Source organism: Sphingomonas sp. Leaf23, assembly GCF_001421585.1.
Classification (GTDB): Bacteria; Pseudomonadota; Alphaproteobacteria; order Sphingomonadales; family Sphingomonadaceae; genus Sphingomonas.
Map to the genome: position 1 here is coordinate 7501 of NZ_LMKR01000002.1, position 26186 is coordinate 33686.

Consider the following 26186-nt stretch of genomic DNA (forward strand, 5'->3'; position numbering starts at 1 on the left):
CGCGGCGCGCGCGCTGCCGGTGATCGGACTGTCGGTGGGCGACTTTGCCCGCGCGATCGCGCCGGCGTTCGGTGCGGGCGCGGCGATGGCGGGGGCGGTGACACTGGCCGCCCATGCCGCGGGGCCGTTGTCGCCGCTGCCGATGCTGGCGCTGTCGGCGGCGGTCGGCGGAGTGGTCTATGCCGGCAGCCTGTGGCTGTTCGCGCGCGGCGCCGTGCTGGATGCCTGGGCGATGCTGCGGCGGTCCTAACCCAGCCGGTCGATCGCGGTGCGGGTCGCCGCCAGATACGCATCGCCATGGAAGCGATAGGTGCCGATGAAGTGGACGAACGCGGCATCGCCGGCAAACCGCGCCCGGCCGAACAGTGCGGCGTTCCAGAAATTCCAGTAGCGATCATAGGGCAGCAGCAGCGGATCGCGCCCGTTGGCGACGACGAAGTTCGACGTCACCTGCTCGCTACCCCAGCGCGACCAGCTCGCCCGCCCGATCGCCCCGTCCATCGCCTGCGAAAATTTTTCCGCGAGCGCCCGCCCCGGCCCACCCGGCGCAAAGCCGGCAAAGCCCGAACAGCCACGCACATAGCGCAGCCGGTCGTGGCCCGGAATCGCCAGCCATCCGATCGCCGCCTCCGCCGCGTCCTGCACATGCAGTCCGAGCAATCGCGGATCGACGCCGATCCGGTCGGCGGCAAGTTCGGCCGCCGCGCGGATTTCGGAGCCCGCCTCCCCGCGCAGCGTGAAGTCGCGCTCGGCATCGATCGCCGCGCGCACCTCCGCCAGATCGCCCAGCGTCACCGTATCCGAATCGACCTGGATGACATAGGCGTCGGCACGCAGGTCGAGGATGGTCAGCAACCGCTCCCACGTCCCCCCGCGCGGGCACGGCCCGGTATCGACATCGTCGATCGCAATGATGCGCGGCGCGTTCAGGTGATGCGCCAGCACCGCATGGTCGGCAGCGGTCAGCGTGCCGTCGTCGAGGATCACCACCCGCCCGCGCCCCAACTGCTGCCGCAGCGACTTCACCGCCACCAGATAGGGCAGCAGCACCGCCGTCCCGATCATCGAGAACAGGATGACGCCATCGTCACCCTGCGCGATCGGCGGGGTGCGCAGCACGCGGCGCGCCAGCCGCCGGTGCAGCCGCTGCTTGACGTGCCAGTTGAGATGTTCGGCGAGCGAGGGAGAAGCCATGATGCCGCTGTATCGTGGCTGCCTTAACCGCCGGTCAACGGCCGCTCACGCCTGCTGGATATAGGCGCGCATCGCGCTCGCTTCCGCCTCGATCCCGTCGATGCGGTGCTTGACCAGATCGCCGATCGACACGAACCCGACCAGCACCTCGCCCTCCACGACCGGCAGGTGGCGGATGCGCCGCTGCGTCATCAGCGACAGCGCGCCCAGGATCGACGCGGCAGGCGGCACGGTCACCACCGGGCTGGTCATCCGTTCGCCGACCGCCATCTCCAGCACGTCGCCGCCGACCTCGGCCAGCGCATGCACGACGTCGCGTTCGGAAAAGATGCCGGCGACCTTGCCCTCCACCAGCACCGGCACCGCGCCGATGCGGTGCCGCGTCAACAATGCCACCACGTCGCGCACCGGCATGTCGGCGCCCACCGACACCACATCGCGTCCGCCCGAAATCGCTGCGATCGTCATCGCCCTCTCCTTACTGTCCGGCGCGGCGGTTCGCTCCCGCACGCGCGTCCACGGCCTTGAGAATTCCACGCTTCGCGCCCATTGAAAAGCCATGGCGAACGATCTGGACGATCCCGACTATGCCGCGTTCGCGTGGGCCCGCTTTCGCTGGCTGCTGAAGATCATGGCCGGCATCGCGGTCGCCGCCGCGCTGGTGGCGCTCGGCGGCATCTGGTGGTGGGTCGGGTCGATGAACTGGATCATCGCCGCCGCGACGCTGGGCGGGGTCGGCGGGTCGGTGATGCTGGGCGGCGCGCTGATGGCGCTGGTGTTCCTGAGCAACGGATCGGGGCATGATGCGGCAGTCGATGCGTTCAACGCCGATCGCGATCCGGGGCGGGATTTGCGGGGGTAGGCGACATTGTGGCTTTGGGTGCGACCCACCCTTTTCGTCACTCCCGCGAAGGCGGGAGTCCATATTCGCTGGCGTCGATACTTCTGCCGAAACGATAGCGGCTATGGATTCCCGCCTTCGCGGGAATGACGGGCTCTCGGGGCGAGAGCAACCTCACCCCACCCGTCACCCCGGGCTTGACCCGGGGTGACGATGCGGGAAGGTCAGCGACCTCCAACAACCCCAAAACGCAAAACCCGCCGGGCGCCTTGTCGGCCCCCGGCGGGTTTTCGCGGTAAACGACCGGCCCGTGACCGGGCCGGCAAACGCTTACTTGATCTTCGCTTCCTTGAACTCGACATGCTTGCGCACGACCGGGTCATACTTACGGAAGGTCAGCTTCTCGGTCTGGTTGCGCGGGTTCTTCTTGGTGACATAGAAGAAGCCGGTATCGGCCGAGCTGACGAGCTTGATCTTGACGGTGGTCGGCTTTGCCATGACCCAAAATTCCCTTGGGCATGACGCCCGCAAATGACAATGGAAAGCGACCCGCCACGACGCGGGCTGCTGCAAGTTGGGGGCGCATGCGGCAATCCGGCGTTTGAGTCAAGGCCGGACGCCTTCACTCGACCGTAACCTCTGGCGCGCAGGATGCGATTCAAGCAGTTGGGGAGGCAACCATGCGGATCGAGTCGGTACATATCGATGCGGAGCGGGCGATGACGATGGGCGGCGGCACCCATCCCTTTGCCGAGATCGAGGCGATTCGCGCGATCGCCACCGCCGAATCCAGTCTGCCGGCGCTGTCGGTCCTGGCGCTGGTCGATGCCGCCATCGCGCGCGGCGAACGCACCTCGCTCCACGAATGGACCGCCCTTGCCCGCGATGCGGTGCGGTGCGGGCGCAGCGACATCGCGACGGCGCAGGCCTATGCCGCCGCCTGTTCGGTTCGCCTCGCCGGCTGATCCCGTTACGTAGATGGACCCGCTCGTCCCCGCGCTCGTCGCGGTCCTGCTGGCGGGGGTCGGCGATCGTCCGCCGCTGCTGAGCGCGATCCTTGCCGACCGCCACGGATCGGCGGCGACCATCGGCGGCATCGTGGCGCAGGCGATCGGCTTCACACTGGCCGCGATCGGCGGCACCTTGGTCGCGCCGTATCTCTCGCCCAATGCGCGCAGCCTGTTGCTGGCGCTCGCGCTGCTGTCGGCCGGTGGATCGGCGCTGTTTCCCGCGCGGATCAAGGACCGGCTGGACCATTGGCGGCTGCCTGGATGGCTGACCGGCTTTCTTGGCCTCGGCATCCTTGCGCTCGGCGATCGTGGGCAGTTCCTCGTCTTTGCCCTCGTCGCGCGCACGCCTGATCCGGTGGCGGGGGCGGTCGGGGCGACGCTCGCGGCCATCGCGCTGTCCGCCGCCGCCGCGACGCTGGGCGAACGCGGCTGGCTGGCGCTGCCGTTCCGCGCCATTCGCCCGGTGGTCGGGGGCCTGCTGCTGCTAAGCGGCGCGATCGTCGGATTGGGCGCGCTGCGGCTGCTGTGATCCAGCCGGTCAATCACCGCGACCGGAATTTTCGCACCGACGGGCAGGGAAAGATTCGGCATCGCGATCGTTGCTCAACCGAATCATATCCAGCCGGAGATATCCCGTGACCAACCCCGCGCTCGACACGCCGACCGACCTGCCCAACAACAAGGTCGCCAGCGTCGCCGACGGCCTGAACGCCGCGCTCGCCGACTGCTTCACGCTGTACCTGAAGACCAAGAACTTCCACTGGCACGTGTCCGGCCCGCATTTCCGCGACTATCACCTGATGCTCGACGATCAGGCCGCGCAGATTCTGGCGGTGACCGACGTGATCGCGGAGCGCGTGCGCAAGACCGGCAACACCTCGCTGCGCTCGATCGGCGACATTGCCCGCCGCACCGCGATCAAGGACAATGACAAGGACTTCGTGAAGCCCGACGACATGCTCGCCGAGCTGCGCGACGACAATCTGAAGCTGGTCGAGCGGCTGCGCGAAGCCCGCGAAGCCGCCGAGGAAGCCGGCGACACCGCCACCAGCAGCCTTGCCGACGACTGGATCGACCAGGCCGAGGAACGCGCCTGGTTCCTGTTCGAAACCGCGCGCAAGGGCTGATCCGCCGGGCGGGGCGGCCGGTGTCGCCCCGTCCTCCGGACCATATATATGCGCGCGTTCGCCGATCTGCTCGACCGGTTGATCTATACCCGGTCGCGCAATGCCAAGCTGGCGCTTATCGGCGCCTATCTGCGCGACACGCCCGATCCCGACCGCGGCTGGGCGATCGCCGCGCTGACCGGCGATCTCGACCTGCCGGCGGTCAAGTCCGCCACCATCCGCGCGCTGATTACCGAACGGACCGATCCGGTGCTGTTCGCGATGAGCCGCGATTTCGTCGGCGACACCGCCGAAACCGTCGCACTGCTATGGCCCGAACCCCCGCCGGGCAGCATCGCCGACGGTGATCCGCTCACCCTCAACAGCGTCGTCACCCGCCTCGCCAGCCTGTCACGCTCCGACGCGCCGCGCGCACTGGCCGACATGCTCGACCGGCTCGAATCCGACGAACGCTTCGCGCTGCTGAAGCTCGCGACCGGCGGCCTGCGCGTCGGCGTCTCCGCGCGTCTGGCGAAGACCGCGCTGACCCAGGCGTTCGGCCTCGACGTCGATGCGGTGGAGGAGGTGTGGCACGGCCTCGCCCCGCCCTATGCCGAACTGTTCGACTGGGCAGAGGGGCGCGCCGAACAGCCGCACGCCGCCGACCTGCCGGTGTTCCGCTCGTTCATGCTCGCCCATCCGCTCGACGACGGCATCGTCGACCTCGCCGACTATGCCGCCGAATGGAAATGGGACGGCATCCGGGTGCAGCTGGTCCATGTCGCCGGCGAGACCCGCCTCTACAGCCGCGCGGGCGACGACATCACCGCCGCCTTTCCCGAAGTCGCCGCCGCGTTTCGCACGCCGGGCGTCCTCGACGGCGAACTACTGGTACGAGGCCAGGGCCAGGGCGGTTCGCTCCACGCCGACGACACCGGCGCGGCCAGTTTCAACGCGCTCCAGCAGCGATTGGGGCGAAAGCTGGTGTCGAAGGCGATGCTGGCCGACTATCCCGCCTTCGTCCGCCTCTACGACATATTGTTCGACGGTACGGAAGACCTGCGCGAGCGCCCGTGGCACGAACGCCGCGCCCGGTTGGAGGCGTTCGTACCCCGGCTCGATCCGACCACCTTCGACCTCTCCCGCCTGATCGACGCCGCCAGCTTCGTCGACCTTGCCGATATCCGGTCGCGCGCCCGCGATTCGGCGATCGAAGGGGTCATGCTCAAACGCCGCGACTCCCCCTATGTCGCCGGCCGCCGCATCGGGCTGTGGTATAAATGGAAGCGCGATCCGCTCGTCGCCGATTGCGTGATGATGTATGCCCAGCGCGGCAGCGGCAAACGCTCGTCCTTCTATTCCGACTATACCTTCGGCTGCTGGACCGCCGATCCGGCGCAGGGCGGCGAACTGCTGCCGGTGGGCAAGGCCTATTCGGGCTTCACCGATGCCGAGCTGAAGGACCTCGACCGCTTCGTGCGCCAGCACACCGTCAACCGCTTCGGCCCGGTACGCGAGGTGGAAAAGACGCTGGTGCTGGAGGTGGCGTTCGATTCGATCCACGCCTCCAAACGCCACAAATCGGGCGTCGCCATGCGCTTCCCCCGCATCAGCCGCATCCGCACCGACAAGCCAGCGGCAGAGGCGGACCTCATCGCGACCCTGCTGAAGCTGGTGAGTTAGGTCATCCTCTCACGAAACCGTACCCCCGCGCAGGCGGGGATACGCCTACCCCTGAGGCACCGGCTCCAACGCGATCTCGAACAGCGTCGGCCACCATTTCCCCGTCACGAACAACCGCTTCCCCGTCGCATCCCACGCGATCCCGTTCAGCACCGCCTCCGGGTCGAGCGGCCCCAGTTCCGCACGCAACGGCGCCAGGTCGACCAGCGCGTCGACCTCGCCAGTCGCCGGGTCGATCCGCACGATATAGTCGCGGTGCCAGATATTGCCCCACAGCTTGCCGTCGATCATCTCCAGCTCGTTGAGGTTATGCACCGGCCGGCCATTGGCGGTGATCGTCACCCGCCGCTGCTCCTTGAACGTCTTGGGGTCCATGAAGCGCAGGGTCGGCGTCCCGTCCGACAGGATCAGCGATTTGCCATCGCTCGCCAGCCCCCAGCCTTCGCCGGAATAGCGCGCGCGACCGACCGGTTTCAGCGTCTTGCGGTCCCAGCGATGCGCGATCCCGTCCTGCCACGTGATGCTGACCAGCTGGGCGCCGTCGACCGCCAGCCCCTCGCCGAACTGCAGCCCCGGCAGCTTCGTGCGCGCCAGCACCTTGCCGTCGCTCAACCGCACCCGCCGCACGTCGGACACGCCGGGCTGGCCGGTGCTTTCGAACAGGCTGCCGTCCTGCCACACCAACCCTTGCGTGAACGCGGCGCGATCATGCGGATAGCGCGCGACGATCCTCGCCCCGATCGCCTCGACCGGGACCGGCACATGCGCGGCGGGCGGCGTGCCGGTCTGCGCGACGGCGGCGGTGGTGGCGAGCGCGAGGCTCAACGGCAGTGTCCAGCGGATCATGCGCATTCTTGTCCTTGGCCCCTTGTTCTCGACCAATGCTTGCCGGCGCCTGAACCGTTCAGAACGGCACCGCCGGCCCGGCCGGCACGATGCCGGTCGGATTGATATCCTTGTGGCTGCGATAATAGTGCGTCTTGATCTGGTCGAGGTCGATCGTGTCGCCAACGCCGGGCAGCGCGGCGATCCGTTCGGTCAGCGCGCGCAGCCGTGGATAATCGACCAGCCGGCGGATATTGCACTTGAAATGCCCGTGATAGACCGGGTCGAACCGCACCAATGTCGTGAACAGCCGGATATCCGCCTCGGTCAGCCGATCGCCGACCAGCCAGTCACCGGTCAGCCGATCCTCCAGCCAGTCGAGCGAATCGAACAGGGCATGGACCGCCATGTCATACGCGTCCTGCGTCGTCGCAAAGCCCGCGCGGTAGACGCCGTTGTTCACGGTTTCGTAGACCCGCGCGTTCACCGCATCGATCTCGCCGCGCAGCTCGCGTGGGTAGAAGTCGCCCGGCGTCGCACCCAGATCGTCGAACGCCGTATTCAGCATCCGGATGATCTCCGACGATTCGTTGTTCACGATCCGCCGGTCCTGCTTGTCCCACAGGACGGGCACCGTAATCTTTCCGGTCATCCCCGGACTGGCCATGGTATAAAGCTCGTGCAGGTGATCGACGCCGTTCACCGGATCGCCCGTCCCGCCGAACGCCTGGGCAAAGCTCCACCCCTGCGCGCCCATCAGCGGTCCCACGACCGTCACCGGCAACAATGTCTCCAGCCCTTTCAGCGCGCGGACGACCAGGGTGCGATGCGCCCATGGACAGGCGAGGCTGACATAAAGGTGATAGCGATCCGCCGCCGCCGGCACGCCCGCCTGCCCCTCGGGCTCCGGCGATCCGTCGCGGGTCAGCCAGTCGCGAAACCCGCTTTCCGCCCGCTGGAAATTGCCCGACGCATCGGTCGGCGCGACCGGCGTCTCGTTGGTCCACATCCCGTCCTGCACCATACCCATCGGCGATTCGTCTCCGCTGTCGTCGCCGGGGGGAACGCGCCTACCCCGCGTCGGGGTTCCCGCCATCCCGGCGCGCCGCGCTTTCGCGCTTCAGCGGCCGGCTGACCGGGCAGACTTCCTGCACGAACCCGTTCAGCGTGTTGGTCAGGTTGTCGGGCACCAGCCGGTAATAAACGAACTGCCCGCGCTTCTCGCTGCTGACGAGGCCCGCCGATTCGAGGATCGAGAGATGCTGCGAAATCGACGGTTTCGACATGTCGAACCGCGCCGCAATCTCGCCCGCGCTCAATTCCGCATGGGCCAGATAGGCAAGGATCTTGCGCCGGGGCACCGACGCCAATGCTTCGAACACACGCTGCATGCGACCGGAGATAGGCGCGAACGGCCAGCTTGACAAACATGCTTCGTTATTTAGGTTATTTCCTAATTACCGAAGGAGAATCGGCATGAGTGACGGTTCGACACTGCGGATGAAGGCGACCGCAACCAGCGATGCGGTGAGCGGCCGGGTCCGCTGGGCCCCGATACGGTCGTTGTGGATCGGCGGCATGACGCTGGTCGCACTCGCCCTCGCGCCGTTCCACGTCACTTGGGGCAGCGTGGCCCTGTTCCTCGTGACCAGCGGCATCACGCTGTGCGCCGGGCATTCGGTCGGGCTGCACCGGCTGCTGATCCATCGCAGCTTCGTCGCGCCACGCTGGCTCGAACGCGTGCTCGTCTATCTCGGCACGCTGGTCGGCATGGCCGGGCCGCTCGGCATGGTCCGGCTGCACGACATGCGCGACTGGGCACAGCGCCAGCCGGAATGCCACCCGCTCCACGCGCATCGCGCACCGATGGCAAAGGATGCTTGGTGGCAAATGCATTGCCGGCTCGACCTCACCCATCCGCCGCGCTTCGAACCCGAACCCTATCTGCGAGACGATCGCTTCCTGCGCTGGCTGGAGGCAAGCTGGATGGCGCAGCAACTTCCGTGGGCACTGTTGTTCTGGTCGATCGGCGGACTGCCATGGCTGGTGTGGGGGGTGCCGATGCGAGTCGCGGTCGGCGTCACCGGCCATTGGCTGGTCGGCCACATCACCCATCGCACCGGCCCGGCGGGCTGGGTGATCGACGGCGCCGCCGTGCAGGGCCACGACCTGCCCGCCGCCGCCCTCATCACCTTTGGCGAGGCATGGCACGGCAACCACCACGCCTTTCCCGAATCGGCCCGGCTGGGGATCTTGCCGGGGCAGCATGATCCGGGCTGGTGGCTGTTGCTGGCGCTGCGGCGAATCGGCTGGGTCAGCGCGCTGAACGAACCGGCGCATCTGCCGCCGCGTGCGGGGTTGCGGCGGGTCGGAATCGATGCTCCCTCTATCGGAAAGGTCGCGACGTCATGACATCCGGAGCAGCCCCGTCCTTTGAGCGCCGGGCAACCGCGCTGACGATCGCCGCGTTCGCAGCGGTAGCAGAAATCTCGGTCATCTCCCTCGGCTTCGAGATGCTCCCGCGTCTTGTCTATCGGGGCGAGTATGAGATCGACGCGTTCGTCACGTTTCTGACCCTGTACCTGGTTTTCGGAGCGATCATCGCCGTTCCGCTGTGCGTCGCGATCGGCTTGCCGCTTTGGCACCTTGCCATGCGAACCGCGCGCGAACGTCGAAGCGACGCTGTGCGATTTGGACTGGCCACAGGCGCGATCATCGGATGGATCATTTCCTTCCTGTCGACCAATGGCACCCAAGCGTCGGTCACCTTCGATATCTTGCTGCTGTTCCTGCTCTTTTGCGGTGCAGGCATTTCCACCGGCTGGATCGCGCATCGCCTCGGATATCCCCGGCCCTGAGCATCCGATGTTGCCAGCCATTCGGTTCGACGCGCTTGGCCCCCACCGGCAAAGGTCGATCGGGATCGACTGCGCTACAGCCCCGGCAAGCATGGTGCCATCCAGCCCCGCCGCATCCGCAGCGAGACGACGCCTATTCCTTGTCGAGCGTACCCACGCGCAGGGAGTACGACCCGAATGTCGCTCCGACCTGAAACGTAATCCTGGCAAAGCCGGGGTTCGCTTGGCTCCGGTATCGAACAAGCGCCGCTCGCTGCCCAAGCCTTCGCCGGAACGACGGACCCGTTTCGATGGGTCGGGCCCAGCCCGCCCGCATCACCCAGCCCCGATCAACCGCAACAGCGAGCAATCGGGATCGAGCAGCGCCCCAATCCGCAATCCGTTTTGCGGCATCGGCGGCTGAAGTCGCGGATAACCGGTGGTCTTCACCGGCACCCCCGCCGCCAGGGCCACCGCATAAAAACCGTCGACATCATCGAGTCGCAGGCAGCTGCCATAGCCACTGGTCGTCGGATCGAAGTCGGGCCAGGGAAAGAACTCCAGCTGCAGGTCGCCCCGCGTCAGGATCATCCATCCCGCATCGCGCCACGCCTCTTCAAACCCCAGCTTCGCATAGAAAGCCGACGTCACCGCGAAATCCCGCGATGGCAGATTGGGTGTTGCCCGGTCCATCATCATCCTCGCTCGGAATAGCGTAGCGACCATCCCACCAGACGCCGCAAACAGGCGGACAGGATGCCTACCCCTGCATCGCCCGGCAACACGCCCGCCGCTCGCCGCTACGAAGGCTCCGCTTCCGCCACGGCACGCGGACGGGGTCCCCGACGCTGCCCCAAACGAAAAGAGGCCGGCTATCCCTTCGGACAGCCGGCCCCGTTTTCATCGCCGAAGCGAGAACCTCACAGCTTGTTGAGGTTCACCGCTGCGTGCTTGCCGCGACGATCGACTTCCAGCTCGAACTCGAGCCGGTCGCCTTCGTTGAGGGTCGGCAGACCCGCACGCTCGACGGCCGAGATGTGGACGAATGCGTCCGGCTGGCCATCGTCGCGCTGGATGAAGCCGAAGCCCTTCATCGCGTTGAAGAACTTCACGACGCCGCTTGCGCGCTCGCCGGTCAGCTGACGCTGCGGGCCGCCCATGCCGCCGCCTGCACCGCCACGCGGGCCGGCATCACGCGGTTCGCGCGGAGCACCGCCGCCGGTGACTTCCATCGGCTCGCCATCGATCTTGAGGTCGGTCGCCGAGATGCGGCCGCCACGATCGACGAGGGTGAAGCCCATCGGCTGACCTTCGGCAAGGGCGCTGAGGCCCGCCTGCTCGACGGCCGAGATGTGGACGAACACGTCTTCGCCGCCGTCATCGCGCACGACGAAGCCGAAGCCCTTCTGCGCGTTGAAGAACTTGACCACGCCAGTTGCTTCGCCAACGACCTGCGGGGGCATGCCACGGCCACCGCCGCCGCCACCACCGAAGCCGCCGCCACCGCCGCCGCCACGGAAACCGCCGCCGCCGCCGCCGAAGCCGCCGCGATCACCGCCGCCGAAGCCGCCACGGTCGCCGCCGCCGCCGAAGCCACCGCCGCCACCGAAGCCGCCACGATCGCCACCGCCGAAGCCGCCGCCACCGAAACCACCACGGTCGCCGCCGAAGCCGCCGCCGCCGAAGCCACCGCCGCCGCCGCCGTAGCTGCTGCCGCCGCCTTCGTCACCAAAACCGTCGCGCTTGTCCCTGCCGCGCCCACCGCGCTCGCCGCGCCGTCCTCGATCGAAACTCATTGCCCTGTTCGTCTTCCCGGTTCGCCCAACTTCATCGTAAACCCAAGCGTCGAGCGAAAAACGCAGGTGTCCGGGCACCGCCAAACCGGGTGCCACTTCCTTGCCATAGCCTAAAACACGATGGGTCCAAACCTATTTCACCGCAACAATGCGTCTCGTCGTCCCGAACCTTGTACAATTGTGGCGAAAGCGGCACAGATTCGCCCCATGGATACCATTTTCGCGCTGCTGGCCGACCCCGCCGCCTGGGCCGCTTTCCTCACACTGGTCGTGCTGGAGGTCGTTCTTGGTATCGACAACCTGATCTTCATCTCGATTCTCTCGAACAAGCTGCCCGCGCACCAACAGCAACTGGCGCGGCGAATCGGGATCGGACTGGCGCTGGTCATGCGCCTGCTGCTGCTGTCGATGATCGCGTTCATCGTGTCGCTGACCAACCCGGTGTTCGACCTGGGGATTCAGGGCGCGGCCGACGGCTATGGTCGCCCGACCTTCGAAACCGCGTTTTCGTGGCGCGACCTGATCCTGATCGCTGGCGGGCTGTTCCTGGTGTGGAAGGCGACGAAGGAAATCCATCACACGATGGATGACGAACCGAGCGGGGATACGCTCGACAAGAAGGGCAGCGTGGCGCTCAGCTTCGGATCGGCGATCGCGCAGATCGTGGCGCTCGACATGGTGTTCTCGATCGATTCGATCCTGACCGCGGTCGGCATGACCGACGAGGTGCCGATCATGATGGCCGCCGTGATCGTGACGGTCGGCATCATGCTGATCGCCGCCGATCCGCTGGCACGCTTCATCAATGCCAATCCGACCGTCGTCATGCTGGCGCTCGGCTTCCTGCTGATGATCGGCGCGGTGCTCATCGCCGACGGCTTCGGCGTGCATGTGCCCAAGGGCTATATCTATGCCGCGATGGCGTTCTCCGCCGGGGTCGAGACGCTCAACATCGTCTCGCGCCGATCCAAGGCGAAGAAGCGCCTGGCCAGAGAAGCCATTGAGCGGAACGCTTCCAACGGCTAGGCGCCACGTATGACCGTTTATTTCCACGAAGAAGACCTGCCCGAAGGCGTCTTTGCTCCCGGCGCCGACATCGCCGTCGATACCGAGACGATGGGCCTCATCACCCCGCGCGACCGGCTGTGCGTCGTGCAGCTGTCCGACGGCGGCGAGGACCAGCATCTGGTCCGGTTCAACCCCGGCAGCAGCTATGCCGCGCCGAACCTGAAGGCGGTGCTGGCCGACCAGACCCGCGTGAAGCTCTATCATTTCGGCCGGTTCGACCTGGCGGCGATCGAATATTATCTGGGCGTCGTCGCCGCGCCGGTATTCTGTACCAAGATCGCGTCGCGGCTGGTGCGCACCTATACCGATCGCCACGGCCTGAAGGAGCTGGTGCGCGAATTGCTGGGGCAGGATATCTCCAAGCAGCAGCAATCGTCCGACTGGGGCGGTCCGGTCCTGTCGGATGCGCAGCGCGACTATGCCGCGTCCGACGTGCGCTTCCTCCATGCGCTGCGCACCGAACTGGCCAAGCGGCTCGACCGCGAAGGGCGCACCGCGCTGGCGCAGGCCTGTTTCGACTTCCTGCCGCACCGCGCACGGCTGGATATCGCCGGCTGGCCGGAAATCGACATCTTCGCGCACATGTAGGGGTAAGGCCATGTCGGACATCGCCCGCCAGGAACGAACGCGCCGGCAGCGCCGTGCCGCGCCCGGCAGCGCGCATGACCGGCTGATCGCGATCCTGATGGTCGCGCTGCCGATCGGCATCGGCGTGCTGGCGGCGTTCCTGGTCATGGCGCCGCTGTTCATGCGCGGCGATACCAGCTTCGTGCTCGACAAGAACAAGGTCGATGTCGCGCAGGAACGCATGCGCCTGCGCGCCGCCGAATATCGCGGACAGGATGCCAAGGGGCAGCCCTTCGTCATCGATGCCGGCTCGGCGGTGCAGAAGAGCTCGGCCGAACCGGTGGTGCAGTTGCAGCAGCTGGCCGCCGGCATCCGCTTGCCCGACGGTCCCGCCCGCCTCACCGCGCCGCGCGGGCGCTATGACATGCGTTCCGAACAGGTCGATGTGCTGGGCCCGATCCAGTTTCGCGCGGCGAACGGCTATTCGCTCGATACCGTCCACGCGACCGTCGACCTGAAGACCCGCAAGCTGCGCAGCGGCAGCGCGGTCACCGGCACCACGTCGATGGGCAATTTCAGCGGCGACCGCCTCGATGCCGATCTGGAGGCACGCACCGTGCGCCTGACCGGCAATGCGCGCTTGCGCATCGACCCCACACGCACGAAATAGTCGCCCATGATTCGTCCCGCGCTCCCCGGCCTTGTCGCCACCCTCGGCCTCCTCGCGATCGCGGGGTCGGCCCCGGCACAGACGCGGCATGATTCGAACGCGCCGATCGACGTGTCGGCCAACGCCATCGAATTGCAGGACAAGCAGCAGCGCGCGGTCTTCACCGGCGGCGCGGTGTTCCGTCAGTCGACCATGACGCTGAACGCCGACCGCGTGGTCATCGCCTATAGCGGGCAGATTACCGACGGCGCGCCACAGGCGACCCGGATCGACGCGACCGGCAATGTCACCCTGACCCGCCCCGACCAGACCGCGAAGTCGCGCTTCGCGGTGTACGACATCAACCGCCGCGTGGTGACGATGGTCGGCGGGGTACGGCTGACGCAGGGGGCCAACACGCTGAACGGCGGACGCCTGTCGATCGACCTCGACACCGGCCGCGCAACGATCGACGGATCGGGCGTGGGCAGCACCCCTGCCCCCGGCGGCGGCGTGCAGCAAAGCGGCGGCCGCGTCACCGGGCGCTTCTCGGTGCCCAAGCGGAATTGACGCGGCGAAAAGCGACTCGCGCACTATCCGTTCGTCCTGAGTAGCCATTGAGCTTGTCGAAAGGGCGTATCGAAGGACCGCCACAGGTGCTTCGATATGGGTCTTCGACTTCGCTCAGCCCCTACTCAGCATGACCGGTTTTGCTTGGGTGGCTTTTCACCGCACCAGCCGCCCAAACTACCGAACGCATCTTTCCTTTTCGCTCAGCTCCATGCAATAATCCTGCCAAAGTCGAGGCAGTAACGCCCCGATACCCATCGCCCAAGCGATCAGGACGTTGCCGATGCCCGACACCACCCTGCTGACTCCCGCCACCGACACCCGGCCCTTTGCCGAGCCGCCCTCGGATCGCGGGCTGTCGGTCGTGTCGATCGCCAAGTCGTACGACAAGCGGGTCGTGCTGTCCGACGTATCGATGTCGGTCGGCCGCGGCGAGGTTGTCGGCCTGCTCGGCCCCAACGGCGCGGGCAAGACCACCAGCTTCTATTCGGCGATGGGCCTCGTAAAGCCCGACGCCGGCCGCATCCTGCTCGATGGCGAAGATATCACCGCGCTGCCGATGTACCGCCGCGCGATTCTGGGCCTTGGCTATCTGCCGCAGGAAACCTCGATCTTTCGCGGGCTGTCGGTCGAAAAGAACATCCTCGCCGTCCTCGAACTGGCCGAACCGGACAAGACGGCGCGTGCCGCCCGGCTCGAACAGTTGCTCGACGAATTCGGCCTCACCCGCCTGCGCAGCGCGTCTGCGATGGCGCTGTCGGGCGGTGAGCGACGCCGCGCCGAGATTGCTCGCGCGCTGGCGGCCAATCCGACGATCATCCTGCTCGACGAACCGTTCGCCGGCATCGATCCGATCTCGATCGCCGACATCCGCGACCTGGTGATCCAGCTCAAATCGCGCGGCATCGGCGTGCTCATCACCGACCATAATGTCCGCGAGACACTGGAAATCGTCGACCGCGCCTACATCATCTATGACGGCCGGGTCCTGTTCGCCGGATCGCCCGCCGAACTGGTCGCCGACGCGAACGTCCGCCGCCTGTATCTGGGCGAGGGTTTCGAACTTTAGGGGTCCAAACTTGCTCGGGACAGGGTCGTGACGGAGCGGAATTTCAAGCCAGGCAAGAAGCAAGGAGGGCGCGATGTGGCACATCGTGACCGACGCGCGACGCCGCATGGCTTCAAATTCCGCCCGCCGCGCAGCGGTCGCCCGTGGGAGGCCGCCGAGCATCGTCGCTTGCTTGTGCGTAGCGTAGCTACGCAACGGCGCTACGCTCCTTGTCGGCGGCCTCCCACGGGCGATCACGATCCCTGTCCCGAGCAAGTTTGGACCCTGTCATGAGCCTCGCCCCTCGCCTCGACCTGCGCCAGTCGCAATCGCTGGTGATGACGCCGCAGCTGCAGCAGGCGATCCGCCTGCTCGCGCTGTCGAACCTCGAGATCGAGGGGTTCATCGCCGAAGAGGTCGAAAAGAACCCGCTGCTCGATTCAGGGACCGGCGGCAGCGACGACGACGGCCCCGCCTTCGAAACGCCCGAAACGCCGGTCTCCAGCGACCCCGCCGGGTCGGACGAACTGCTCGGGCTGGGCGCGGCGAGCGGCGAATCGCTCGACCTCGATCTGGGCGATACCTTCCACCACGACAGCCCGTCGGACGGCGTCGGCTCGCTCGACGGCGGCCTCGGCCTCGCGGCGACCGGCAGCGGCGGGTTCGACGAAGCCCCCGACTTCGACACCTTCGCCAGCGACGACGTGTCGCTCGCCGATCACCTGCTGCAACAGGCCGGGGCCTGCGTCGCCGGGGCCGACCTGTTTATCGCCAGCGCGATCATCGATCAGATCGACGAATGCGGCTATCTCGCCGGCTCGCTGCTCGACATCGCCCACCGCCTCGGCGTGCCGCTGGCGCGGGTCGAATCGGTGCTGGGCATCGTCCAGACCTTCGACCCCAGCGGCGTCGGTGCGCGCAGCCTGGCCGAATGCCTGACGATCCAGGCCAAGGAGGTCGACCGCTACGACCCCTGCATGGCACGGCTGATCGACAATCTCGACCTCGTGGCGCGCGGTGCGCTGCCGCAGCTGCGTCGCATCTGCGAGGTCGATGACGAAGACCTCGCCGACATGATCCGCGAACTGCGCGGCTACGACCCCAAACCCGGCTGCCGCTTCGGCGGGGAGCGCACGCAATCGGTCGTCCCCGACCTGTTCGTCGCCCCGCGCGGGACCGGATGGGCGGTGGAGATCAACGGCGCGACCCTGCCCCGCGTCCTCGTCAATCGCGGCTATTATGCCGAACTCAGCGCCAATGGCGACAAATCGTCCAAGGCGTGGCTGTCCGACTGCCTCGCCAGCGCTAACTGGCTGATGAAAGCGCTCGACCAGCGTCAGCGCACCATCCTGAAGGTCGCGACCGAGATCGTGAAGCAGCAGGAGGCGTTCTTTCGCCAGGGCGTCGCCCATCTCCGCCCGCTGACGCTCGCCCGCGTCGCGGAGGCGATCGAGATGCACGAATCGACCGTCAGCCGCGTGACGTCGAACAAATATCTCTCCTGCCCGCGCGGGCTGTTCGAGCTGAAATATTTCTTCACCTCGGCGATCCAGTCGGCCGATGGCGGCGAAGCGGTCTCGGCGCTGGCGGTGAAAGACGCGATCCGCACCCTGATCGCGAACGAGGACCCGAAGAAGATCCTGTCCGACGACACGCTGGTCGAACTGCTGAACGCCAAGGGCTTCGATATCGCGAGGCGCACGGTCGCCAAGTACCGCGAGGCGATCGGGCTGGGGTCGTCGGTCCAGCGGCGGCGGCAAAAGGCGCTGGGCGGCTAAGCCTTTCCTCCCCGGGGCAAGCTATGCGCCAGCGCCAGCTCCCGACCCCGAGCACCAAAGCGCACCCGCGACAATATGCGGTAGCGGACACGGTCCAGCTGGAAGGGGCAAAGGCTGTCCCGGCTGCCAAAGTTTCAGCCGCCGTTGGATATTGGGCATTTCGGAATCGATCACTGCCAGCGGGTTACCGTCACCGTACCGGGTCGCGCTGCGATAGCGCAATGTCGGGCGATAGGCACCATCTGCCAGCCGGTTGACCGTGATCCAGAAGCCGAAGGGCGCGTCGCTTGTCGGTTCGGCGGAAATGATCGCGCCACGCAACCGACCCGACCCGATATAGCGGACTTCTTGGTTATTGTTGCGCCCGGTCAATTTCCGGTAGACCTGCACGAACGTGTCCGCCGCCCGGTCATATCGGAACACCGACGTCCCAACCCGCTGGTCGTTGTTACCACTGTGCAGGCTCGCAGCCTGTACGAACAGCAGCGGCAGAGTTGGGCGGGGATACACGATCCGGGCATCGTTCAGGAAATGTGGCTGCGAAAACAGGTCGGGCTTGCCATCTACCAGCATGGCGCCGAACGGGACGCGACACGTTCGCCCTGAATCGTTGCTTATGCACAGCCGGATCGCGCCCGGCACGGTATCGTCCGGGTCGCCGGTCGGATCGGCGATCATCGATCCGGGCCTCGCAACGAAACGCCAGCCCGGCCGTAGTCCGAATGGCGTCGACAAATCGAGCGAGACCGGACGAGGCGATGCCGGGGCCGCCGGGGCGATGGCCGGCGGCGCAAGCAGGAATGAAACAGCGATCGGAACCGAAATTCTCATCGTCATTGCCCAAGCTTTTTAAACAGACGCTAAACGTCCAGCTTTTCATAATCCGCCGGCGGCGGCACGCCCTCCATCCGCTCGGCCAGCAGCGGGCGGAAGCTCGGGCGGCTCTTCATGCCGACATACCAGCGCTTGGCCAGGTCGTGCGTCTTGAAGTCGATCCCGCCCAGATAGTCGGCGATCGAAATCTGCGCGGCGGCGGCCAGGTCGGCCAGGCTCATCGTCGCGCCGCCGATCCACTGCCGATGGTCGAGCAGGTAATCGATATAGTCGAGATGCTCGACCGCCGCCTTCATCGCCTCGCGCAGCACGCGCGTATCGGGTGTCTGGCGGTGGACGATGCGCTTTTCCATCCGCTCCATCAGCAGCGGCCCGGTGATCTCGCGATAGAATTGGGTATCGAACCACGTCACCAGCCGGCGCTGTTCGGCGCGGTCGGCGGCGCTGCCGTTCAGCATGGCGGGCTTGTCGCCCGTCTCCTCGATATATTCGCAGATCGCCATCGAATCGATCAACCGGACGCCGGCCGCGTCGTCGATCATCACCGGGGTCTGCCCGGCCGGGTTGAGGTGCAGGAACTCGTCGCGCCGCGTCCACGGCGATTCGCGCACCGGCTGATACCCGATGCTCTTTTCCGCCAGCAACAGACGGACTTTTCGCGAGAAAGGACATAGCGGGAATTGCAGGAGCTGCCACATGGTCCCGTGTTAGGCGGCACGCTCGCCGTGCGGAAGGGGATTCGTGTGGGGTTGCTCGTAAGCGTGCTGTGGCTGGTCGCGGCGATCGCGCTCACCGACCGGTCGCCGCGCCCATGGGTACAGGGGGTGGCGGTCGTCTGCGCCGGGATCGCCGGCACCACGCTGCCCGACCTCGACCTGCTGCTCCCCCTTGGCCATCGCAGCGGCCTGACCCATTCGCTGTTACCGCTGGCGCTGGCGCTGGTCGCGGCGCGCTGGCGGCCGGTGATGGCGGGGCTGGCGATCGGCATCGCCCTGCACCTGGCCGCCGATACCTTCCCCAATGCGATGCGGGGCTATGCCATGGTCAGGCTGCCGGGCGTCGGATCGATCGGCGCGACCGGCTCCTATGTGTGGCTGGGGGTGCAGGCAGTGGCGGCGACGCTTGCCGGGGCGGTGCTGCTGGCGGCGGCCTTGCCGGTACGTGCCGCGCTGCCCACGGCGGCGGCGCTCATGCTGGTCGGCATCGCGTATCTGTTCGCGACCGATGGCGGCTGGCCGGCGCTGGCGGTGTACGGCGCATTCGGCTGGCTCGCACTGCGACGGCGCGTTCCGGACTAACCTGCTGGCAAGGTTTTTTCGGTATGCCCGGCATCATGGAAGCGACATTTTCGATCGTCAACGACGTGGGCCATGGGTTGATGCGGATCACCATGGCGGGCTTTTTCGAATCAAGCGACATCGCCCGCTTCGCTGCGGCTCGCGATCGGGAACTGGTCGCGCTCGGCACGCGCCCCAATCAGCATCTGACGCTGGTCGATATCCGCGCGATGGATATCCAGGCGGCAGATAGCGTCGCCACGTTTCACCAGCTGCTAGCCGATCCCCGCACCACCTCGCGCCGGATCGCGTTCGTGGTCGGACGCTCGCTGGCCGCGATGCAGATCCGCCGCGCGGCACGCGAGCGCGACACCCGCTATTTCGCGGAACTGGACGAGGCCGAGGGCTGGCTGCTCTCGCCGGAGATACCGGCGCAAACGGCGTACCGGGCCGGCTGACCGACCCGGTATCCGTCGTCAGGCGGCAGCCTCCGCCCGCTGCGCCACCGCCGCATCGTCGCTGATCGGATGCGACAGGCGGGTCAGCATTTCCTTTGGCACCACCTGCCAGAAATGGCGCTTCGCCCGGTCCCAATCCTCGAGGATCGCACCCGACCAGCGGCTGTCGGTCATCGCGTGATGTTCCGCGACCAGCCCCTTCAGCACCGCTTCCCAATGCGCCGATCCCAGCCGGTGGAGCGTGATGCTCTCCGGATTATGGTTCCGCTCGAAGCTGGCGTCGGGATCATAGATGAACGCCGTGCCGCCGGTCATGCCCGCACCGAAATTGGTGCCGGTCCGCCCCAGCACCACCGCCGTGCCGCCGGTCATATATTCGCAGCCATTGGCGCCGCAGCCCTCGACCACCACGGTCGCACCCGAATTGCGCACCGCGAAGCGCTCGCCCGCCTGCCCCGCCGCGAACAGCTTGCCGCTGGTCGCGCCGTACAGGACGGTGTTCCCGACGATGGTGTTCTCATGGCTCTTCAGCGGCGACGACACCATCGGGCGAACGGTGATGATCCCGCCCGACAGCCCCTTGCCGACATAATCGTTGGCGTCGCCGAACACCTCCAGCTTGATCCCCTTGCACAGGAACGCGCCCAGGCTCTGCCCGGCCGACCCACGCAGGCGGACGGTAACATGCCCGTCGGCCAGCTTGCTCATCCCGAACTTGCGGGTGATCTCGGAGGACAGCCGCGTGCCGACCGCGCGGTGCGTGTTGCGCACCGAATAGGTCAGCTGCATCTTCTCACCGCGCGAGAAGACCGCGGCGGCATCCTTGATCATCTGCGCGTCGAGGCTGTCGGGCACTTCGTTGCGGAAGGTCGACAGGCTGAAGCGCCGCTCGCTCTCGTCCGCGTCCACCTTCGCCAGGATCGGGTTGAGGTCGAGATCGTCGAGATGCTCGGCCCCGCGGCTGACCTGGCGCAGGAACTCGGTGCGTCCGACCACTTCATCAAGGCTGCGCACGCCCAGCCGCGACAGAATCTCGCGCACTTCCTCGGCAATGAAGGTCATCAGGTTGATAACCTTTTCCGGCGTGCCGGTGAACTTGGCGCGCAGCCGCTCGTCCTGCACGCACACGCCGACCGGACAGGTGTTGCTGTGGCACTGGCGCACCATGATACAGCCCATCGCCACGAGGCTCAGCGTACCGATGCCGAACTCCTCAGCCCCAAGGATCGCGGCGGCAACGATGTCGCGCCCGGTCTTCAGGCCACCATCGGTGCGCAGCACCACGCGCCCGCGCAGGCCGTTGAGGGTCAGCGTCTGGTTGACCTCGCTCAGCCCCATTTCCCACGGGGTACCGGCGTACTTGATCGAGGTCTGCGGGCTGGCCCCGGTCCCGCCGACATGGCCCGACACCAGGATGACGTCGGCATGCGCCTTCGCCACGCCCGCAGCGACCGTGCCGATCCCGGCCGAGCTGACCAGCTTCACGCAGACCCGCGCCTTCGGGTTGATCTGCTTCAGGTCATAGATGAGCTGCGCCAGATCCTCGATCGAATAGATGTCGTGGTGCGGCGGCGGCGAGATGAGCGTCACCCCCGGCGTCGCATGGCGCAGCTTGGCGATGAACTCGGTCACCTTGAAGCCGGGCAGCTGCCCGCCCTCGCCGGGCTTGGCGCCCTGCGCGACCTTGATCTCGATCTCGTCGCAGGCGTTGAGATATTCGGCGGTGACGCCGAAGCGGCCCGACGCCACCTGCTTGATGACCGAATTGCCGTTGTCGCCATTCTCGTACGGCTGATAGCGGATGCTATCCTCGCCGCCCTCGCCCGACACCGCCTTCGCGCCGATGCGGTTCATCGCGATCGCCAGCGTCTCATGCGCTTCCGGGCTGAGTGCGCCCAGCGACATGCCCGGCGTCACGAAGCGCTTGCGGATCTCGGTGATCGCCTCAACCTGTTCGATGGCCACGCCGGTTTCGGGGAAATTGAACTCGAGCACGTCGCGCAGATAGACCGGCGGCAGGTCGCGCACGCCCCGCGAAAACTGCATGTAGGTCGAATAGCTGTCGGTCGCGACCGCGGTCTGCAACAGGTGCATCAGCTGCGCCGAATAGGCATGCGCCTCACCCCCGCCGCGCTGGCGATAGAAGCCACCGATCGGCAGGTTCACGACCGCGCTGTCGAACGCCGCGTCGTGGCGCTGCGTCGCGTTGACGTGCAGCGAGTGATAGCCTTCGCCCGAAATCTTCGCCGGCATGCCGGGGAAGAAGTCGTTGACCAGCGCGCGCGACAGGCCGACCGCCTCGAAATTATACCCGCCGCGATAGCTGGAGATTACCGCGATCCCCATCTTCGACAAAATCTTCAGCAGCCCTTCGTCGATCGCGGTGCGATGGCGCTTCAGCGCCTCGTCCATGCTGATCTCGCCGAACAGCCCGCGTGCGTGGCGATCGGCGATGGCGGCTTCGGCCAGATAGGCGTTCACCGTCGTCGCGCCGACCCCGATCAGCACCGCATAATAATGGGTGTCGAGACATTCCGACGACCGCACGTTGATCGAGGCATAGGAGCGCAGCCCCTTGCGGACCAGATGCGTGTGGACGGCGGCGGCGGCCAGCACGCCGGCGATCGGCACCTTGGTCGCGTCCAGATGCTCGTCGGTCAGGAACAGCTCGCTGCGCCCTTCGCGCACCGCCTGTTCGGCCTGCGCACGGATGCGGGCGATGGCGGCGCGCAGCGCCTCCGGCCCCTCGCCCGCCGAGAAGGTGCAGTCGATCTCCGCCGCCTGCGCCCCGAAATGCGCCTTCAGCCGCAGCCAGTCGGTGTTGGTCAGCACCGGGCTGTTCAGCACCAGCACCGCGCTCGCCCGGTCGGCGGTGTCGAGGATGTTGGCGAGGTTCCCGAACCGCGTCTTGAGCGACATGACGTAGCGCTCACGCAACGGGTCGATCGGCGGGTTGGTAACCTGGCTGAAATTCTGGCGGAAGAAATGGCTGATGAGGCGCGGGCGGTCGGAAATGACCGCCAGCGGGGTGTCGTCGCCCATCGACCCGATGGCTTCCTTGCCGCCTTCGACCATCGGCGACAGGATCAGCTCCATATCCTCCAGCGTCTGCCCGGCGCACACCTGCCGCCGCGCCAGTTCGGCGCGGTCGTAGCGCAGCGGGTCGGCGGTGGGGGCCGGCAGGTCGTCGATCGTCAGGAACTTGGCGGTCATGGCGGCATAGTCCGCCTCGCCCGCGATCTTGTCCTTGATCGCGCGGTCCTTGTAGAGCTTGCCCTCGGTCAGATCGACGGCGAGCATCTCGCCCGGCCCCAATCGCCCCTTCTCGACCACCGTCGCTTCGGCCACCGGGACCATGCCTGCTTCCGATCCGACGATCAGCAGCCCGTCGCCGGTCAGCGTGTAGCGCAACGGGCGTAACGCGTTGCGATCCAGCCCGGCGACCGCCCAACGACCATCGGTCATCGCGAGTGCGGCCGGGCCGTCCCACGGCTCCATGACGCTGGCGAGGTAATCGTACATCGCGGTATGGGCGGGCGGCATGTCCGACACGCCCTGCCATGCCTCGGGCACCAGCATCAGCTTGGCGGTCGGCGCATCGCGGCCCGACCGACAGATCGTCTCGAACACCGCGTCCAGTGCGGCGGTGTCCGACGCGCCGGCCGGGATCACCGGCTTGATATCCTCCGACCGCTCACCGAACGCGATGCTCGCCATCTTGATCTCGTGGCTGAGCATCCAGTTCTTGTTGCCGCGGATCGTGTTGACCTCACCGTTATGCGCCAGGCAGCGGAACGGCTGCGCCAGCCACCATTGCGGAAAGGTGTTGGTCGAATAGCGCTGGTGAAAGATCGCGACGCGCGATTCGAAGCGTTCGTCGGTCAGGTCGGGATAGAAATCCGACAGGCTCTCCGCGAGGAACAGCCCCTTGTAGATGATCGAGCGGCACGACAGCGAACAGAAATAGAAACCGGTGATCTGCGCGGCGATGATCCGCTTCTCGATCCGGCGGCGGACCAGGTACAGGTTCTTCTCGAACTCGGCCTCGTCCATCTCTTCGGGAGCCGGCCCGGCGATCATGATCTGCTCGATCTCGGGCCGGGTCGCCTGCGCCTTCATGCCGATGACCGACACGTCGACCGGCACCTGCCGCCAGCCATAGATCGACCAGCCCGCCTCGATGATCTCCGATTCGACCAGCGTACGGCACGTTTCCTGCGCGCCCAGGTCGGTGCGCGGCATGAACACCATGCCGACCGCGAGGCGCGCGTGCAGCGGCTTGTGCCCCGACGCAGCGATCGCATCGTCGAAGAAACGGTGCGGCAGGTCTACATGGATGCCGGCGCCATCGCCGGTCTTGCCATCGGCATCGACCGCGCCGCGGTGCCACACCGCCCGCAGCGCATCGATCGCCGACTGCACGACGCGGCGCGACGGCTTGCCATCGGTCGCGGCAACCATGCCCACGCCGCAGGCATCGCCCTCATATTCGGGGCGGTACATGCCTTCGGCGGCGAGGCGGAGGCGTTCGGAGGTCATGTCGGTCATTCGTCTTCGCCCTTCGGCTTGGGAGGCTTCGGCAGGTGCGCGGTCGCAGCCTCGACCTTCTTCATGATGCGCGGCATTTCCTGCATCATCATCGGCATCGCCTTCATCATCTCACCCATGATCTCGGGGTCGGCGAACAGCGATATGAACTGCTCGCCAAACGCCTTGCCCGAGGGGGTGGCGAAGAACGCGTTGAGATCGGCCAGCTGCCGGGTGTCGAACCGGCGCGCCAGCGCACGGGCCATGCCGATGCGCAGCGACGGCTCCATGCGGGCCATCAGCGGCCCCATCTCTTCGCCCATGACGCGGCTCATGATGCGCAGCCGTTCGTCGAACGCGGGATCGGCGGCGCGCGCCTTTTCCCGGCCGCCCGGCATCGCCACATCCATATTGGCGACCATCGCGTCCATCATCACCGGGAACTGCTTCTGCATCAGCCGCAGATAGACACCCTCCGGAACCAGCACGACGACGGTCTTCTCGGCCAAGGCGAGGCGCGCCGGATCAACCGGCTGCACGGTGGCAGCAGGGGCGACCGGAGCCTGCGCCAGCGCGGGCGTGGCGCCCAGCAGCGTGGCGGCGAGGAGGAGCGCCTTCACGCCGCCACCTTAGCGGCATTGGCCTTCGCCTTGAGGTATGCGTGCATCCGCTCGGTCACGTCGCGGCCGTCGCGGATCGCCCACACCACCAGGCTCGCCCCGCGCACGATGTCGCCCGCCGCGAACACGCCGTCGAGCGACGTCATCATCGACTTGCCATCGACCCGCACCGTGCCCCAGCGCGTCACGCCCAGCTCGGGCGCATCGAACAGCGTCGGCAGGTCCTCGGCATCGAAGCCCAGCGCCTTTACCACCAGATCGGCCTCCAGCACGTACTCGTTGCCCGGATCGGCCTCCGGCGCGCGGCGGCCCGACGCGTCGGGCGCGCCCAGACGCATGCCGGTCGCGCGGACCTGCACCACCTGCCCGTCGCGATCGTCGAACGCGGCGGGGGCGGAGAGCCAGACGAACTCGACGCCCTCTTCCTCGGCATTGGCGACCTCGCGCTGCGACCCCGGCATGTTGGCGCGGTCGCGGCGATAGAGACACTTTACCGACTTCGCGCCCTGGCGGATCGCGGTGCGTACGCAGTCCATCGCCGTGTCGCCGCCACCGACGACGACGACATGCTTGCCCGCCGCATTGAGCGAGCCGTCGTCATACGCCGGCACGCTGTCGCCGAACCCGACCTTGTTCGAAGCGGTCAGATAGTCGAGCGCGTCGACCACCCCGCCGCTGCCCACACCCGGTGCCTTGATCGCGCGCGGGCGGTAGACGCCGGTCGCGATCAGGACCGCGTCGTGTTTTGCGCGCAGTTCGTCCAGCTTCGCGTCGCGGCCAACCTCGAACCCTTCGTGGAAGACGATGCCACCTTCCTTCAGCCGTTCGACGCGGCGCATCACCACCGGCTTTTCGAGCTTGAAGCCGGGAATGCCGTAGGTCAGCAGCCCGCCGGCACGGTCATAGCGGTCATAGACATGGACGTCGTAGCCAAGGTTGCGCAGCCATTCCGCCGCGGCCAGCCCCGCCGGCCCCGCACCGACGATGCCGACCGACTGGCCGCGCGCCGGGCCGACCGCGACCGGTTCGACCCAGCCACTTTCCCACGCGGTGTCGGTGATGAACTTTTCGACCGAGCCGATCGTGACTGCGCCATGGCCTGAAAACTCGATGACGCAATTGCCCTCGCACAGCCGGTCCTGCGGACAGATGCGGCCGCAGATCTCGGGCATGGTCGAGGTGCTGTTCGACAGCTGATACGCTTCCTGCAACCGCCCCTCGGCGGTCAGGCGCAGCCAGTCGGGGATATGGTTGTGCAGCGGGCAATGGACGGAGCAATAGGGGACGCCGCATTGCGAGCAGCGTCCCGCCTGGTCCTCGGCGGTCGGCGGGGCATAGCGCTCCGCGATCTCGCGGAAATCCTCCGCCCGCAATTCGGGTTCGCGCTTCGCAGGATAGGACTGCGCACGCGAAACGAACTTCAACATTGCTTGATCGGCCATGATGCCCTCCGGACACCCGGAAAGCATATTTTCAGCGGCAAGTCACGCAACAAAAG

At 66.9% G+C, this 26186-nt stretch carries 29 protein-coding genes (1 of these 29 running past the window's edge); 16 read left to right on the forward strand and 13 right to left on the reverse strand.

Annotated elements, in window-relative coordinates; translation table 11 throughout:
• Positions 1-250, forward strand: the final stretch of a protein-coding gene (locus ASE67_RS03795) for a lipopolysaccharide biosynthesis protein (protein WP_055757002.1). Its footprint begins 1220 nt before the window's first position; 250 of the gene's 1470 nt are visible here — the last part of the coding sequence; the start codon falls outside the window, past its left edge; it ends in the stop codon at positions 248-250.
• Here the strand turns inward: ASE67_RS03795 and ASE67_RS03800 are convergent.
• Both ASE67_RS03800 and ASE67_RS03805 read right to left on the reverse strand, forming a co-directional pair.
• Positions 247-1194, reverse strand: a complete 948-nt coding sequence (locus ASE67_RS03800) for a hypothetical protein (protein WP_055757004.1) — start codon at positions 1192-1194, stop codon at positions 247-249. The genes ASE67_RS03795 and ASE67_RS03800 overlap by 4 nt on opposite strands.
• A 45-nt stretch (positions 1195-1239) precedes the next feature.
• Positions 1240-1662 carry a CBS domain-containing protein gene (locus tag ASE67_RS03805; RefSeq protein ID WP_055757007.1) on the reverse strand — a complete coding sequence of 141 codons (423 nt, stop codon included), beginning with the start codon at positions 1660-1662 and terminating at the stop codon, positions 1240-1242.
• 91 nt (positions 1663-1753) lie between these two features.
• Here ASE67_RS03805 and ASE67_RS03810 point away from each other — a divergent pair, with 91 nt between their 5' ends.
• Complete coding sequence (locus tag ASE67_RS03810; RefSeq protein ID WP_055757009.1) at positions 1754-2056, forward strand: hypothetical protein; 303 nt, start codon at positions 1754-1756, stop codon at positions 2054-2056.
• A 309-nt stretch (positions 2057-2365) separates the two neighbouring features.
• Here the strand turns inward: ASE67_RS03810 and rpmG are convergent, their stop codons facing one another.
• Positions 2366-2533 (reverse strand): 50S ribosomal protein L33, encoded by a 168-nt coding sequence (gene rpmG, locus ASE67_RS03815; RefSeq protein WP_055757016.1) that lies wholly within the window; start codon positions 2531-2533, stop codon positions 2366-2368.
• Between the two features lie 182 nt (positions 2534-2715).
• On the opposite strand from rpmG, the gene ASE67_RS03820 reads away from it, so the two are divergent.
• From ASE67_RS03820 to ASE67_RS03835, 4 genes are all read left to right on the forward strand, one after another.
• Positions 2716-3000: a hypothetical protein gene (locus tag ASE67_RS03820; protein ID WP_055757018.1), complete on the forward strand. Its 285-nt coding sequence runs from the start codon at positions 2716-2718 to the stop codon at positions 2998-3000.
• Between the two features lie 13 nt (positions 3001-3013).
• On the forward strand, positions 3014-3574 hold the full coding sequence (locus ASE67_RS03825) for a TMEM165/GDT1 family protein (RefSeq protein WP_055757020.1): 561 nt from the start codon (positions 3014-3016) through the stop codon (positions 3572-3574).
• Between the two features lie 106 nt (positions 3575-3680).
• Positions 3681-4172, forward strand: coding sequence for a Dps family protein (locus ASE67_RS03830; RefSeq protein ID WP_055757023.1), 492 nt, complete (start codon positions 3681-3683; stop codon positions 4170-4172).
• A gap of 48 nt (positions 4173-4220) precedes the next feature.
• Positions 4221-5834, forward strand: coding sequence for a cisplatin damage response ATP-dependent DNA ligase (locus tag ASE67_RS03835; RefSeq protein WP_055757025.1), 1614 nt, complete (start codon positions 4221-4223; stop codon positions 5832-5834).
• Positions 5835-5879: 45 nt separating this feature from the next.
• Here the strand turns inward: ASE67_RS03835 and ASE67_RS03840 are convergent, their stop codons facing one another.
• From ASE67_RS03840 to ASE67_RS03850, 3 genes are read right to left on the reverse strand one after another with little or no spacing between them, the layout of a single operon-like run.
• Positions 5880-6680: a glutaminyl-peptide cyclotransferase gene (locus ASE67_RS03840; RefSeq protein ID WP_200922169.1), complete on the reverse strand. Its 801-nt coding sequence runs from the start codon at positions 6678-6680 to the stop codon at positions 5880-5882.
• Between the two features lie 58 nt (positions 6681-6738).
• Positions 6739-7689 carry a glutathione S-transferase family protein gene (locus ASE67_RS03845; RefSeq protein WP_055757027.1) on the reverse strand — a complete coding sequence of 317 codons (951 nt, stop codon included), beginning with the start codon at positions 7687-7689 and terminating at the stop codon, positions 6739-6741.
• Between the two features lie 40 nt (positions 7690-7729).
• Positions 7730-8050 (reverse strand): metalloregulator ArsR/SmtB family transcription factor, encoded by a 321-nt coding sequence (locus ASE67_RS03850; protein WP_055757029.1) that lies wholly within the window; start codon positions 8048-8050, stop codon positions 7730-7732.
• Between the two features lie 85 nt (positions 8051-8135).
• Between ASE67_RS03850 and ASE67_RS03855 the strand changes: the two genes are divergently transcribed.
• Entirely contained in the window at positions 8136-9071 is a 936-nt protein-coding gene (locus tag ASE67_RS03855; protein WP_055757031.1) for an acyl-CoA desaturase, read from the forward strand.
• Complete coding sequence (locus ASE67_RS03860) at positions 9068-9517, forward strand: hypothetical protein (protein ID WP_055757033.1); 450 nt, start codon at positions 9068-9070, stop codon at positions 9515-9517. Before ASE67_RS03855 ends, ASE67_RS03860 begins: the two co-directional genes overlap by 4 nt.
• Positions 9518-9832: 315 nt before the next feature.
• On the opposite strand, the gene ASE67_RS03865 is transcribed toward ASE67_RS03860, so the two are convergent.
• Both ASE67_RS03865 and ASE67_RS18770 read right to left on the reverse strand, forming a co-directional pair.
• Positions 9833-10192 (reverse strand): bleomycin resistance protein, encoded by a 360-nt coding sequence (locus tag ASE67_RS03865; RefSeq protein WP_055759061.1) that lies wholly within the window; start codon positions 10190-10192, stop codon positions 9833-9835.
• Positions 10193-10416: 224 nt separating this feature from the next.
• Entirely contained in the window at positions 10417-11292 is an 876-nt protein-coding gene (locus tag ASE67_RS18770; protein ID WP_055757035.1) for a cold-shock protein, read from the reverse strand.
• 207 nt (positions 11293-11499) lie between these two features.
• Here ASE67_RS18770 and ASE67_RS03875 point away from each other — a divergent pair, with 207 nt between their 5' ends.
• The 6 genes from ASE67_RS03875 to rpoN all read left to right on the forward strand — a co-directional run bounded on the left by ASE67_RS03875 (position 11500) and on the right by rpoN (position 16972).
• Positions 11500-12318, forward strand: coding sequence for a TerC family protein (locus ASE67_RS03875; protein WP_055757037.1), 819 nt, complete (start codon positions 11500-11502; stop codon positions 12316-12318).
• Positions 12319-12327: 9 nt separating this feature from the next.
• Positions 12328-12948 (forward strand): ribonuclease D, encoded by a 621-nt coding sequence (locus tag ASE67_RS03880; RefSeq protein ID WP_055757039.1) that lies wholly within the window; start codon positions 12328-12330, stop codon positions 12946-12948.
• 10 nt (positions 12949-12958) lie between these two features.
• Positions 12959-13597 carry an LPS export ABC transporter periplasmic protein LptC gene (lptC, locus tag ASE67_RS03885; RefSeq protein ID WP_055757041.1) on the forward strand — a complete coding sequence of 213 codons (639 nt, stop codon included), beginning with the start codon at positions 12959-12961 and terminating at the stop codon, positions 13595-13597.
• A 6-nt stretch (positions 13598-13603) separates the two neighbouring features.
• On the forward strand, positions 13604-14146 hold the full coding sequence (locus tag ASE67_RS03890; RefSeq protein ID WP_055757044.1) for an LptA/OstA family protein: 543 nt from the start codon (positions 13604-13606) through the stop codon (positions 14144-14146).
• A 283-nt stretch (positions 14147-14429) separates the two neighbouring features.
• Positions 14430-15215: an LPS export ABC transporter ATP-binding protein gene (lptB, locus tag ASE67_RS03895; protein ID WP_082456945.1), complete on the forward strand. Its 786-nt coding sequence runs from the start codon at positions 14430-14432 to the stop codon at positions 15213-15215.
• 269 nt (positions 15216-15484) lie between these two features.
• The gene (gene rpoN, locus ASE67_RS03900; RefSeq protein ID WP_055757046.1) at positions 15485-16972 is read left to right on the forward strand and encodes an RNA polymerase factor sigma-54; all 1488 of its coding nucleotides are present in this window, start codon (positions 15485-15487) and stop codon (positions 16970-16972) included.
• A 21-nt stretch (positions 16973-16993) separates the two neighbouring features.
• Here the strand turns inward: rpoN and ASE67_RS17650 are convergent, their stop codons facing one another.
• Together ASE67_RS17650 and ASE67_RS03915 are read right to left on the reverse strand one after the other, a co-directional pair.
• A complete protein-coding gene (locus ASE67_RS17650) occupies positions 16994-17650 on the reverse strand; it encodes a hypothetical protein (protein WP_200922170.1) in 657 nt (218 codons plus the stop codon).
• Positions 17651-17832: 182 nt separating this feature from the next.
• Positions 17833-18504 carry a glutathione S-transferase family protein gene (locus ASE67_RS03915; RefSeq protein ID WP_055757052.1) on the reverse strand — a complete coding sequence of 224 codons (672 nt, stop codon included), beginning with the start codon at positions 18502-18504 and terminating at the stop codon, positions 17833-17835.
• 45 nt (positions 18505-18549) lie between these two features.
• On the opposite strand from ASE67_RS03915, the gene ASE67_RS18100 reads away from it, so the two are divergent.
• Both ASE67_RS18100 and ASE67_RS18105 read left to right on the forward strand, forming a co-directional pair.
• Positions 18550-19104 carry a hypothetical protein gene (locus tag ASE67_RS18100; protein ID WP_055757057.1) on the forward strand — a complete coding sequence of 185 codons (555 nt, stop codon included), beginning with the start codon at positions 18550-18552 and terminating at the stop codon, positions 19102-19104.
• Positions 19105-19127: 23 nt separating this feature from the next.
• Positions 19128-19541 carry a hypothetical protein gene (locus ASE67_RS18105; protein ID WP_055757059.1) on the forward strand — a complete coding sequence of 138 codons (414 nt, stop codon included), beginning with the start codon at positions 19128-19130 and terminating at the stop codon, positions 19539-19541.
• Positions 19542-19559: 18 nt separating this feature from the next.
• Here ASE67_RS18105 and gltB read toward each other — a convergent pair whose 3' ends face one another.
• The 3 genes from gltB to ASE67_RS03940 are packed head-to-tail and all read right to left on the reverse strand — an operon-like array spanning position 19560 to position 26130.
• Positions 19560-24089 carry a glutamate synthase large subunit gene (gltB, locus tag ASE67_RS03930; protein ID WP_055757061.1) on the reverse strand — a complete coding sequence of 1510 codons (4530 nt, stop codon included), beginning with the start codon at positions 24087-24089 and terminating at the stop codon, positions 19560-19562.
• Complete coding sequence (locus ASE67_RS03935) at positions 24086-24688, reverse strand: DUF2059 domain-containing protein (RefSeq protein WP_055757063.1); 603 nt, start codon at positions 24686-24688, stop codon at positions 24086-24088. Before ASE67_RS03935 ends, gltB begins: the two co-directional genes overlap by 4 nt.
• Positions 24685-26130, reverse strand: a complete 1446-nt coding sequence (locus ASE67_RS03940) for an NAD(P)-dependent oxidoreductase (RefSeq protein ID WP_055757065.1) — start codon at positions 26128-26130, stop codon at positions 24685-24687. Before ASE67_RS03940 ends, ASE67_RS03935 begins: the two co-directional genes overlap by 4 nt.
• Positions 26131-26186 lie beyond the last annotated feature (56 nt).